Below are 10,637 nucleotides of genomic sequence, written 5' to 3' on the forward strand. Positions count from 1 at the left end.
CTAGGACTTACTTGACAGAGCCACCAGCGGCGACGATCTTCTGCTCAGCTGAGCCGGAGACCTTATCGACCGCAACAGTCAGCTTAACCGTAATGTCACCGTTACCGAGAACCTTGACCTTCTCGTTGTCGCGAACCGCACCCTTGGCAACGAGATCGGCGATGGTTACATCGCCGCCGTTGGGGTACAACTCGGCCAGACGGTCAATGTTGACAACCTGGTACTCGACGCGGAACGGGTTCTTGAATCCGCGCAGTTTCGGGGTGCGCATGTGCAGGGGCATCTGCCCACCCTCGAAGCCGATACGGACTGTGTAGCGTGCCTTCGTGCCCTTGGTTCCACGACCCGCGGTCTTACCCTTGGATCCTTCACCACGGCCCACGCGCATGCGCGACTTCTTGGCACCGGGAGCGGGACGAAGGTGGTGTACCTTCAGGACCTGCTCGCGAGCCTCAGCCGGCGCAGCCTTGGCCGAAGCCTTGGTCGCGGTGGACTTGGCGGCCTTGGGGGCTGCCTTCTTGGCGGGCGTAGCTGTGGTTACAGCTTCCTTTTCGTCAGCCATTAGTCAATCTCCTCGACCTTGACGAGGTGAGCGACGGTGTTGACGTAGCCACGGTTCTGCGAGTTGTCCTCGCGGATCGTGACGGCGCCGATGCGTCGAAGACCCAGGCTGCGAAGCGTGTCGCGCTGGTTCTTTTTCTCACTAATTTTGGACTTGATCTGCGTGATCCTCAACTGAGCCATCAGGCACCTGCCTTTGCGGTTGCTGCAGCAGCAGCCGCGGCGGCATCGGCACGCAGGAAACGGGCCGGGGCCACGTCTTCGTACGCAAGGCCACGACGAGCGGCAACGGCACGGGGCTCTTCGAGCTGGTGCAGTGCTTCGACCGTGGCGTGCACGATGTTGATGGTGTTCGAGGAACCGAGCGACTTGCTCAGCACATCGTGGATACCGGCGCACTCGAGTACGGCGCGCACGGGGCCACCGGCGATAACGCCGGTACCGGCAGCGGCCGGACGCAGCAGCACGACGCCGGCTGCGGCCTCACCCTGCACGGGGTGCGGGATGGTCAGGCCGACGCGGGGAACGCGGAAGAAGTTCTTCTTCGCTTCCTCGACGCCCTTGGAGATAGCCGTGGGCACCTCGCGGGCCTTGCCGTAGCCAACGCCGACCAGTCCGTTGCCGTCTCCGACAACAACCAGTGCGGTGAAGCTGAAGCGACGACCACCCTTGACGACCTTGGACACCCGGTTGATGGTGACGACGCGCTCCAGGAACTGGCTCTTGTCGGCATCGCGGCTTCCGCGGTCCTTGTTGGGGTTGCGCTCACGTCCACCACGACGAGCCTCGCGGGGCTCGCTCTGCGGCGGGGTCGTGGATGCAGCAGTCTCAACCGGTGCCTCGGCAACGGCAGCGACGGGCGCTGTGGTTTCGATCTTTTCAGTGCTCACAGGTTCAATCCACCCTCTCGAGCTCCATCAGCGATGGCTGCGACGCGTCCTGCGTACTTGCTGCCACCACGGTCAAATACAACGGCTTCGATACCGGCTGCTTTCGCACGCTCGGCGACGAGCTCACCGACCTTGCGGGCCTTGGCGGTCTTGTCACCGTCGAACGTGCGCATGTCAGCTTCGAGCGTGGATGCCGACGCAAGGGTGAAGCCCTTGCTGTCGTCGACAACCTGCACAAATACGTGACGGGCCGAACGGGTGACGACCAGGCGCGGACGAAGCGCGGTGCCCTCGATCTTCTTGCGAAGACGAAGGTGACGGCGTCCGCGGGCAGCGGTCTTGCTCTTACCTCTAGTTCCGAGACCCATGGTTACTTACCACTCTTTCCGGCCTTGCGGCGAACAATCTCGCCGGCGTAACGCACACCCTTACCCTTGTAGGGCTCAGGCTTGCGAATCTTACGGATGTTGGCGGCGACCTCGCCGACGGCCTGCTTGTCGATTCCGCTGACCGTGAGCTTGTTGACGCTCTCCACGGTCAGAACGATGCCGACGGGCGGCTCGACGACGACCGGGTGCGAGAAGCCGAGGGCGAACTCAACGGAGGTGCCCTTCTGCGCCGCGCGGTAACCGGTACCGACGATTTCGAGACCCTTCGAGTAACCGACGGTCACTCCAATGATCTGGTTGTTGATCAGCGTGCGGGTCAGTCCGTGCAGCGAACGCGACACGCGCTCGTCGTTGGGACGGGAGACCAGTACGTGACCGTCTTCGATCTTGACCTCGATCGGGTTCGCAACGACGAGCGCGAGCTCGCCCTTGGGGCCCTTGACCGAGACAGCCTGGCCGTCAGCGACGACCGTGACCCCGGCGGGGATCACAATGGGCAGTCTTCCAATACGTGACATTGCGGGTTACCACACGTAGGCGAGAACTTCTCCGCCTACGCCCTTCTTCTCTGCCTGACGGTCGGTGAGCAGACCGCTGGAGGTGGACAGGATGGCCACGCCGAGGCCGCCGAGAACCGTGGGGATCTCCGTCGACTTGGCGTATACGCGCAGGCCGGGCTTGGAAACCCGCTTGATGCCCTTGATGGAACGCTCACGGTTCGGACCGAACTTCAGGTCGAGCGTGAGGGTCTTACCAACGGTTGCGTCTTTGACGTCCCAGGCAGAGATGTATCCCTGGGCCTTGAGGATGTCAGCGATGTGCGCTTTCAGTTTGCTATGCGGCATGGACACGGTGTCGTGGTATGCCGAGTTCGCGTTGCGCAGTCTGGTCAGCATGTCTGCGACCGGATCTGTCATTGTCATGTTGTGTTGCCTTTCTCGCCTGGTTTCGCGCATCCGTTACAAGGATGACGACCTGTGGTGGTGAGGGGGCCGACCGGTTGGTCGGCCCCCGGGGTGAAAAACTCGCGAGCGGCCAGTTCCCATGAGGAACTCGCGCCCAAACAACCAAGACTACTTGATTTTCATCACGATAGTTCTGGCTGCGTCTGCGGAGTGGACTACTTGGTGTTTTCGGCCGTCTTGAACGGGAAACCCAGCGCCTTGAGCAGCGCGCGGCCTTCGTCGTTGTTCTGAGCGGTCGTCACTACCGTGATGTCCATTCCGCGGATGCGGTCAATGCGGTCCTGGTCGATCTCGTGGAACATGACCTGCTCGGTCAGACCGAAGGTGTAGTTGCCCGCACCATCGAACTGCTTGTCGGACAGACCACGGAAGTCACGGATGCGAGGAAGGGCCAGGCTGAGCAGCCGGTCAAGGAACTCCCACATGCGGTCGCCACGAAGTGTGACGTGCGCGCCAATGGGCTGTCCCTCACGCAGTTTGAACTGCGCGATCGACTTGCGGGCCTTGGTGACCTGCGGCTTCTGGCCGGTGATCTTGGTGAGGTCGGAAACCGCACCGTCCATGACCTTGCCATCGCGAGCCGCTTCTCCGACACCCATGTTGACGACAATCTTCGTCAGGGTCGGAACGCGGTGCACGTTGGTGAAGCCGAGTTCCTCGGAGAGCTTCGCGGAGATCTCGTCGCGGTACTTCTGCTTCAGGCGCGGCAGGGCCTTGACGGGTGCAACACCCTCAACAACTGCAGTGTCAGTCATCAGATGTCCTTCCCTGACTTCTTGGCGTAACGAACGCGGACCGTCTTGGTGACGCCGTCCTTCGTTACCTCTTCGAGGCGGAAGCCAACGCGAGTCGGCTTCTTGGTCTCCGGGTCGACGATCGCAACGTTGGACACGTGGATGGCGGCTTCGAAGGTCTCGATGCCACCGGTCTTGGTGCCGCGCTGGGTCTGACCAACACGAACGTGCTTGGTCACGAAGTTGATGCCCTCGACGAGCACGCGGTTCTTCTCGACGTCGACGGAGATGATCTTGCCCTGCTTGCCCCGGTCGCCTCCGCGAGCCTGGGTGCGGCCGGTGATGACCTCTACGAGGTCACCCTTCTTGATACGCGCTGCCATGATTAAATAACCTCCGGTGCCAGCGAGATGATCTTCATGAACTTCTTGTCGCGAAGCTCGCGACCGACCGGTCCGAAGATTCGGGTGCCGCGGGGGTCACCGTCTGCCTTCAAGATCACTGCAGCGTTCTCATCGAACTTGATGTACGAACCGTCGGGACGACGGGTTTCCTTCTTGGTGCGAACGATGACAGCTTTGACGATGTCACCCTTCTTGACGTTGCCGCCCGGGATGGCGTCCTTGACCGTGGCGACGATGACGTCACCGAGGCCCGCGTAACGACGGCCGGAGCCACCGAGAACGCGGATGGTCAGGAGTTCCTTGGCACCGGTGTTGTCGGCAACTTTGACTCGTGATTCTTGCTGAAGCATTTTCTAACTCCTTATGTCAAGTAAGCGCGAGGCTTACTTGGCCTTCTCGAGAATCTCGACCAGGCGGAAGCGCTTGGTAGCGCTCAGCGGGCGAGTTTCACTGATCAGGACCGAGTCACCGACGCCGGCGGAGTTCGCCTCGTCGTGAACCTTCAGCTTGGACGTACGGCGAATGACCTTGCCGTACAGGGGGTGCTTTACGCGGTCTTCGACCTCGACAATGATGGTTTTATCCATCTTGTCTCCGGTCACAACGCCGCGCAGGGTCTTGCGGTAGCCGCGGACGAGAGCCTCGGCCGGGGCTTCAACGGACTTTCCGTCAGTCTTCGCCATGACTAGGCCTCCTTCGTGGGGGTAGCCTCGACTGCTGCGTCGTCCGTGGTGGACTCGTCAGCGGCCTTGGCCTTTTTGGTCTTCTTCTCGGTCTTCTTGTCGACCGCAGCAGGAACCTCGACGGCGACGGGCGTGGCACGAATGCCCAGCTCGCGTTCGCGAAGAACCGTGTAGATGCGAGCGATGTCGCGCTTGACGGCGCGCAGGCGGCCGTGGCTCTCGAGCTGACCGGTGGCCGACTGGAAGCGCAGGTTGAACAGCTCTTCCTTGGCCTTCTTCAGCTCATCGAACAGACGCCCGTTGTCAAAAGTGTCGAGCTCGACTGAGGCGAGCTCCTTGGATCCGATCGCCATTATGCGTCGCCCTCCTCGCGCTTGATGATGCGTGCCTTGAGCGGCAGTTTGTGGATGGCACGGGTGAGTGCCTCCTTGGCGACGGCCTCGGTGACACCGCTGAGCTCGAACAGAACGCGTCCGGGCTTGACGTTGGCGACCCACCACTCGGGCGAACCCTTACCGGAACCCATGCGGGTTTCAGCGGGCTTCTTCGTCAGCGGGCGGTCGGGGTAGATGTTGATCCACACCTTTCCACCACGCTTGATGTGACGCGTCATGGCGATACGAGCGGACTCGATCTGACGGTTGGTCACATAGGCGGGGGTGAGGGCCTGCAGGCCGTACTCACCGAACGACACCGTGGTACCACCGGTTGCGTGGCCACTACGGCCCGGGTGGTGCTGCTTGCGGTGCTTGACTCTACGCGGAATCAACATTATTTAGCCTCAACTCCTGCTGCGACCGGGGCCGCGGCCGGAGCATCTGCACGAGGTGCACGGCGCGGTCGATCGTCACGACGCTCGGGGCGGGACGACTTAGCGTTGGCCTGCTCGCGAGCGAGTTCCTTGTTGGTGATGTCGCCCTTGTAGATCCAGACCTTCACACCGATGCGGCCGAAGGTGGTCTTGGCTTCGTAGAAGCCGTAGTCGATGTTCGCGCGAAGCGTGTGCAGCGGCACACGGCCTTCGCGGTAGAACTCGCTGCGGCTCATCTCGGCGCCACCCAGACGACCGGAAACCTGGATGCGGACACCCTTGGCTCCGGCGCGCTGGGCGCCCTGCAGGCCCTTACGCATCGCGCGGCGGAAAGCCACACGAGCGGAGAGCTGCTCGGCAATACCCTGGGCAACCAGCTGGGCATCCTGCTCGGGGTTCTTGACCTCGAGGATGTTCAGCTGGATCTGCTTGGCGGTGAGCTTTTCGAGGTCAGAGCGGATGCGCTCGGCCTCGGCGCCGCGGCGACCGATCACGATGCCCGGACGGGCGGTGTGAATGTCAACGCGAACGCGGTCACGGGTGCGCTCGATCTCGATCCGGCTGACGCCGGCGCGGTCGAGGCTCGTGCTGAGCAGGCGACGGATCTTGACGTCTTCGGCGACAAAGTCGGCGTAACGCTGTCCCGGCTTCGTGCTGTCAGAGAACCAACGCGACACGTGGTCGGTCGTGATTCCCAGACGGAAGCCATACGGGTTTACTTTCTGACCCATTACTTCGTCCCCTCCTCAGGAGTGGTGAGCACAACCGTGATGTGGCTGGTGCGCTTCTTGATTTCGAATGCGCGACCCTGGGCACGAGCCTGGAAACGCTTGAGGGTCGTACCCTCATCAACGAATGCGCGGCTGATGTACAGGTCCTGCTCGTCCAGGTAGGTGTTTGCAGCATCCGCTTTGACCCGGGCGTTGGCGATGGCCGAGGCCACCAGCTTGTACACCGGATCGGACGCGCCCTGGGGCGCGAACTTGAGAATACCCAGCGCTTCCTGCGCCTGCTTGCCGCGGATCATGTCAACGACGCGACGGGCCTTCTGGGGGGTAACGCGGATGTGACGCACGCGTGCGATCGACTCCACCATTTCTTCTCCTCCTTACGCCACCGCGTTAGCGGCGACGACCCTTCTTGTCATCCTTCACGTGTCCACGGAAGGTGCGGGTGGGAGCAAACTCGCCGAGTTTGTGCCCAACCATGCTCTCGGTGACGAACACCGGGATGTGCTTGCGACCGTCGTGCACTGCGATGGTGTGTCCGAGCATGTCGGGGATGATCATCGAGCGGCGCGACCAGGTCTTGATTACGTTCTTGCTCTTGGCTTCGTTCGCCGCGAACACCTTGCGAAGCAGGTGGTCGTCAACGAAAGGGCCTTTCTTAAGACTTCTTGGCATCGTCTACTCCTACTTACGCTTCTTGCCGACGGTACGGCGACGAACGATGAGCTTGTCGCTTTCCTTGTTCGGGTGGCGGGTGCGCCCTTCCTTCTGGCCCCAGGGGCTGACGGGGTGACGTCCACCGGACGTCTTACCCTCACCACCACCGTGCGGGTGGTCCACCGGGTTCATGGCTACACCACGAACCGTCGGGCGAACGCCTTTCCAGCGCATCCGGCCGGCCTTGCCCCAGTTGATGTTCGACTGCTCAGCGTTGCCGACCTCGCCGATCGTTGCACGGCAGCGAGCATCCACGTTGCGGATTTCGCCGGAGGGCAGACGCAGCTGGGCGTAGACACCTTCCTTCGCGACGAGGCGAACCGACGAACCGGCGGAGCGGGCCATCTTGGCGCCACCACCCGGACGCAGCTCGATCGCGTGAATGATGGTACCGGTGGGGATGTTCTTCAGCGGCAGGTTGTTGCCGGGCTTGATATCAGCCCCGGCTCCCGACTCGATGATGTCGCCCTGGCTGAGCTTGTTCGGAGCAATGATGTAACGCTTGGTGCCGTCCACGAAGTGCAGCAGCGCGATGCGTGCCGTGCGGTTCGGGTCGTACTCGATTTCGGCAACGCGAGCGTTGACGCCATCTTTGTCATTGCGCTTGAAGTCGATCAGACGGTACTGACGCTTGTGGCCACCACCGATGTGACGGGTCGTGATGCGACCCTGGTTGTTACGTCCACCGGTCTTGGAGAGCGGCCGAAGCAGCGACTTTTCCGGGGTCGAACGGGTGAGTTCCGCGAAGTCGGCAACGGAGGAACCGCGACGACCCGGGGTCGTGGGCTTGTACTTACGAATAGCCATTAGTTATCCCTTTGTCCGGTCGTTCTAGCCGACGGCCGTGAAGATGTCGATGGACCCGGACTTGAGCGTGACGATGGCACGCTTGGTGTCCTTGCGCTTGCCCATACCGAACTTGGTACGACGAGTCTTGCCCACGCGGTTCAGGGTGTTGATCGAAGCGACCTCCACCTTGAAGATCTTTTCGATCGCGAGCTTGATCTCGGTCTTGTTGGAACGAGGGTCGACGATGAAGGTGTACTTGCCCTGATCGATCAGGCTGTAGCTCTTCTCGGAGACAACCGGGGCGATGATGACATCGCGGGGGTCCTTGTTGACAGCGGTAGCCATTATGCGGACACCTCTTCCTTCTTGGTCTTGCTCGCCACGAACGCTTCGAAAGCGGCCTTGGTGAAGACGATGTCGTCAGAGACGAGCACGTCGTAGGCGTTCAGCTGGTCCCACGAGAGGATGTGCACCGAGGGCAGGTTGCGAATGCTTCGCAGCGTGAGCTCGTCGGTACGCTCCAGGACAACCAACACGTGCTTGCTGGAGGCGATCTGCAGGAGCAGGGCCATAACGGTCTTCGTGTGGGGGGTCTCGCCGGTGAAGAGCGCCTCGACGATGTGCAGGCGGCCGCCGCGTGCGCGGTCGGACAGTGCACCCTTGAGGGCTGCGGCGATCATCTTTTTCGGGGTGCGCTGGTCGTAGCTGCGCGGCGTCGGGCCGTGCACGATGCCACCACCGGTCATCTGGGGAGCGCGGATCGAGCCCTGACGAGCGCGACCGGTTCCTTTCTGCTTGAACGGCTTGCGACCGGCACCGGAAACTTCTCCACGGCGCTTGACCTTGGAGGTTCCCTGGCGAGCGGCTGCGAGCTGCGCAACGACGACCTGGTGAATCAGCGGAATGTTGGTCTGTACGTCGAAGAGCTCAGCGGGAAGCTCGGCAGTGCCGGCCTTCGCGCCCTTCGCGTCCAGGATGTCGAGTGCGGTAGTCATGATAACTACGCTCCCTTCACTGCGTTGCGAACGAATACGAGGCGGCCCTTGGCGCCGGGAACGGCACCCTTGACCAGCATGAGGCCCTTGTCGGCATCAATCGCGTGAACCTTGAGGTTCAGCACGGTGACGCGCTCGCCACCCATACGACCGGCCATGCGCATGCCCTTGAAGACACGGCTCGGGGTCGAGGAAGCACCGATGGAACCGGGCTTGCGGTGGTTACGGTGCGAACCGTGCGAGGACGAGACGCCCTTGAAGTTGTGACGCTTCATGACACCGGCGAAACCCTTACCCTTGCTGGTTCCCATGACGTCGACCTTGGTACCGGCAGCGAACACACCGTCAACGGTGAGTTCCTGGCCCAGGGTGTAGTCAGCGGAGTCAGCGGTGCGGAGCTCGGTGACGTGGCGGCGCGGCGTGACGCCGGCCTTCTCGAAGTGACCGGCAGCGGGCTTGTTGACCTTACGAGGGTCAATAGCGCCAGCGGCGATCTGAACACCGGTGTAGCCGTCAACGGCCTTGGTGCGCAGCTGCGTCACAACGTTCGGGGAGATTTCGATGACGGTGACGGGAACAAGCTTGTTGTTCTCATCCCACACCTGGGTCATGCCGAGCTTCTTGCCCAACAGGCCTTTAGTGGTCTTGGTATCTGCGTAAGACATCGCGGGCCCTAGAGCTTGATCTCGATGTTGACGTCGGCCGGAAGGTCGAGACGCATAAGCGAGTCCACAGCCTTCGGGGTCGGGTCAATGATGTCGATCAGACGCTTGTGGGTGCGCATTTCAAAGTGCTCCCGGCTGTCCTTGTACTTGTGCGGAGAACGGATAACACACACCACGTTCTTCTCGGTCGGAAGCGGCACCGGGCCAACAACCGTAGCGCCCGCACGGGTCACTGTGTCGACGATCTTGCGCGCCGATATGTCGATGACCTCGTGGTCATACGACTTAAGTCGAATGCGGATCTTCTGTCCCGCCATGTCGAACTCTCTCTCTGTCTGGGCGTCTTACATCCCGGGGGTTGCATTGGACGCCGTAGTAGCACTGCTGCTGTCGCACCACTGTTCTTATGTCAATTTCCATCGCACCATATGGATGGTGGTCCGGATCAACGTCGACTCCCAGAGCAGAACCCGGGGAATTCACCGGCGCATCCACACGTGGATGAGCCGAATCATTCAGATAGTTGATTTGTGCGTGTCCTGCTCCCCGCGGCCTAACCTGCACCTTCTAGAGGGCGGCTATGCACTGCCTGGCAGTGATTTCGAAACATGCGAAACGCACACCCGAAAATGTTGAACTAGACGATTCTGCCACAGGTCTACCCCTTTGTGCAACCCGGGCGTGTCGGATTCGGCGTGTCGGTTCGTGGGTCGCACCGGGAGCCCCGATCCCGGCTCTCGCGAGTGAGCAATTTTTGCTGTTCCCGCCCTCGGGAAGTGCATATTTTGCTCACTCGCGGGTCAGCATCCATGTCGGGCCAGAAGAAGTCGGTGAAGACGTCGGCGCCGTCGACGATGAAGTGGCGCTGCAGCTCCGGGCGGGGAAAGCCGCTGAGGGCGATGTTGACCCGGCTGCCGGACTCGAGCTGGGACTCGGACTGGGTGACGCCGAAATCGACGATCGCCCGGGCTCGCACCGACCCGCGGAAGGGGAGCATCCGCTGCCAGACGTCGATCAGTTCATCTTTCGTCGCCAGCGGCGGATGCCCCGCGCGGTCGACGAGCAGCATCTGGTCGACGATCGCCACGGCCGATTTCAGGTCGAGCACGGCTGCGAGGTCGACGGCGGTGCGGGCGGCACTCGTCATGAGGACGCTGCCGCGCATTGTGACGTCGCGGGCATCTGCGCCGCGCTCAGGCCGGGCTGAACTACCGCGCGGCGGCGCAGGTACCGCGCGGCGGCGCACGTACCGCGCAGCGGCGCACGTACCGCGCGGCGGCGCAGGTACCGCGCCGCCGCGTGGGTC

20 protein-coding genes and 1 pseudogene are annotated in these 10,637 nt (G+C 62.1%); all 21 read right to left on the reverse strand.

Going from position 1 to position 10,637, the window contains the following annotated elements; translation table 11 throughout:
• Window positions 1–7 precede the first annotated feature (7 nt).
• Window positions 8–562: a 50S ribosomal protein L15 gene (gene rplO, locus D6T64_RS02565; protein ID WP_119971164.1), complete on the reverse strand. Its 555-nt coding sequence runs from the start codon at window positions 560–562 to the stop codon at window positions 8–10.
• Window positions 562–744: a 50S ribosomal protein L30 gene (gene rpmD, locus D6T64_RS02570; RefSeq protein ID WP_119971166.1), complete on the reverse strand. Its 183-nt coding sequence runs from the start codon at window positions 742–744 to the stop codon at window positions 562–564. The genes rplO and rpmD overlap by 1 nt, the downstream gene beginning before the upstream one ends.
• Window positions 744–1,451, reverse strand: a complete 708-nt coding sequence (gene rpsE, locus D6T64_RS02575) for a 30S ribosomal protein S5 (RefSeq protein ID WP_377010024.1) — start codon at window positions 1,449–1,451, stop codon at window positions 744–746. The genes rpmD and rpsE overlap by 1 nt, the downstream gene beginning before the upstream one ends.
• Window positions 1,448–1,819 carry a 50S ribosomal protein L18 gene (gene rplR, locus D6T64_RS02580; protein WP_119971168.1) on the reverse strand — a complete coding sequence of 124 codons (372 nt, stop codon included), beginning with the start codon at window positions 1,817–1,819 and terminating at the stop codon, window positions 1,448–1,450. The genes rpsE and rplR overlap by 4 nt, the downstream gene beginning before the upstream one ends.
• Before the next feature lie 2 nt (window positions 1,820–1,821).
• Window positions 1,822–2,358: a 50S ribosomal protein L6 gene (gene rplF / locus D6T64_RS02585; RefSeq protein ID WP_119971170.1), complete on the reverse strand. Its 537-nt coding sequence runs from the start codon at window positions 2,356–2,358 to the stop codon at window positions 1,822–1,824.
• A 6-nt stretch (window positions 2,359–2,364) separates the two neighbouring features.
• Window positions 2,365–2,763 carry a 30S ribosomal protein S8 gene (gene rpsH / locus D6T64_RS02590; protein ID WP_119971172.1) on the reverse strand — a complete coding sequence of 133 codons (399 nt, stop codon included), beginning with the start codon at window positions 2,761–2,763 and terminating at the stop codon, window positions 2,365–2,367.
• 197 nt (window positions 2,764–2,960) lie between these two features.
• Window positions 2,961–3,560, reverse strand: a complete 600-nt coding sequence (gene rplE, locus D6T64_RS02595) for a 50S ribosomal protein L5 (RefSeq protein WP_119971174.1) — start codon at window positions 3,558–3,560, stop codon at window positions 2,961–2,963.
• Window positions 3,560–3,922, reverse strand: coding sequence for a 50S ribosomal protein L24 (gene rplX / locus D6T64_RS02600; protein WP_119971176.1), 363 nt, complete (start codon window positions 3,920–3,922; stop codon window positions 3,560–3,562). The genes rplE and rplX overlap by 1 nt, the downstream gene beginning before the upstream one ends.
• Before the next feature lie 2 nt (window positions 3,923–3,924).
• On the reverse strand, window positions 3,925–4,293 hold the full coding sequence (gene rplN, locus D6T64_RS02605; RefSeq protein ID WP_035834620.1) for a 50S ribosomal protein L14: 369 nt from the start codon (window positions 4,291–4,293) through the stop codon (window positions 3,925–3,927).
• Between the two features lie 33 nt (window positions 4,294–4,326).
• Window positions 4,327–4,626, reverse strand: coding sequence for a 30S ribosomal protein S17 (gene rpsQ, locus D6T64_RS02610; protein WP_119971178.1), 300 nt, complete (start codon window positions 4,624–4,626; stop codon window positions 4,327–4,329).
• 2 nt (window positions 4,627–4,628) lie between these two features.
• The gene (gene rpmC, locus D6T64_RS23495) at window positions 4,629–4,979 is read right to left on the reverse strand and encodes a 50S ribosomal protein L29 (RefSeq protein ID WP_119971180.1); all 351 of its coding nucleotides are present in this window, start codon (window positions 4,977–4,979) and stop codon (window positions 4,629–4,631) included.
• Window positions 4,979–5,398 carry a 50S ribosomal protein L16 gene (gene rplP / locus D6T64_RS02620; RefSeq protein WP_119971182.1) on the reverse strand — a complete coding sequence of 140 codons (420 nt, stop codon included), beginning with the start codon at window positions 5,396–5,398 and terminating at the stop codon, window positions 4,979–4,981. The genes rpmC and rplP overlap by 1 nt, the downstream gene beginning before the upstream one ends.
• Window positions 5,398–6,168, reverse strand: coding sequence for a 30S ribosomal protein S3 (gene rpsC / locus D6T64_RS02625; RefSeq protein ID WP_092107240.1), 771 nt, complete (start codon window positions 6,166–6,168; stop codon window positions 5,398–5,400). The genes rplP and rpsC overlap by 1 nt, the downstream gene beginning before the upstream one ends.
• The gene (rplV, locus tag D6T64_RS02630; RefSeq protein WP_119971185.1) at window positions 6,168–6,533 is read right to left on the reverse strand and encodes a 50S ribosomal protein L22; all 366 of its coding nucleotides are present in this window, start codon (window positions 6,531–6,533) and stop codon (window positions 6,168–6,170) included. Before rplV ends, rpsC begins: the two co-directional genes overlap by 1 nt.
• A gap of 25 nt (window positions 6,534–6,558) precedes the next feature.
• A complete protein-coding gene (gene rpsS, locus D6T64_RS02635; protein WP_092107237.1) occupies window positions 6,559–6,840 on the reverse strand; it encodes a 30S ribosomal protein S19 in 282 nt (93 codons plus the stop codon).
• Between the two features lie 9 nt (window positions 6,841–6,849).
• Window positions 6,850–7,689, reverse strand: coding sequence for a 50S ribosomal protein L2 (rplB, locus tag D6T64_RS02640; protein ID WP_119971187.1), 840 nt, complete (start codon window positions 7,687–7,689; stop codon window positions 6,850–6,852).
• Between the two features lie 24 nt (window positions 7,690–7,713).
• A complete protein-coding gene (gene rplW / locus D6T64_RS02645) occupies window positions 7,714–8,016 on the reverse strand; it encodes a 50S ribosomal protein L23 (RefSeq protein WP_119971190.1) in 303 nt (100 codons plus the stop codon).
• Window positions 8,016–8,666 (reverse strand): 50S ribosomal protein L4, encoded by a 651-nt coding sequence (gene rplD, locus D6T64_RS02650; RefSeq protein ID WP_119971192.1) that lies wholly within the window; start codon window positions 8,664–8,666, stop codon window positions 8,016–8,018. The genes rplW and rplD overlap by 1 nt, the downstream gene beginning before the upstream one ends.
• A 5-nt stretch (window positions 8,667–8,671) precedes the next feature.
• Window positions 8,672–9,331, reverse strand: coding sequence for a 50S ribosomal protein L3 (gene rplC / locus D6T64_RS02655; protein WP_119971194.1), 660 nt, complete (start codon window positions 9,329–9,331; stop codon window positions 8,672–8,674).
• Between the two features lie 8 nt (window positions 9,332–9,339).
• Window positions 9,340–9,648, reverse strand: a complete 309-nt coding sequence (rpsJ, locus tag D6T64_RS02660) for a 30S ribosomal protein S10 (RefSeq protein WP_035834607.1) — start codon at window positions 9,646–9,648, stop codon at window positions 9,340–9,342.
• Between the two features lie 341 nt (window positions 9,649–9,989).
• Window positions 9,990–10,637: pseudogene (locus D6T64_RS02665) on the reverse strand (hypothetical protein); the annotation flags it as partial.

The sequence above is a fragment of the Cryobacterium melibiosiphilum genome, from assembly GCF_003602235.1.
GTDB lineage: Bacteria > Actinomycetota > Actinomycetes > Actinomycetales > Microbacteriaceae > Cryobacterium > Cryobacterium melibiosiphilum.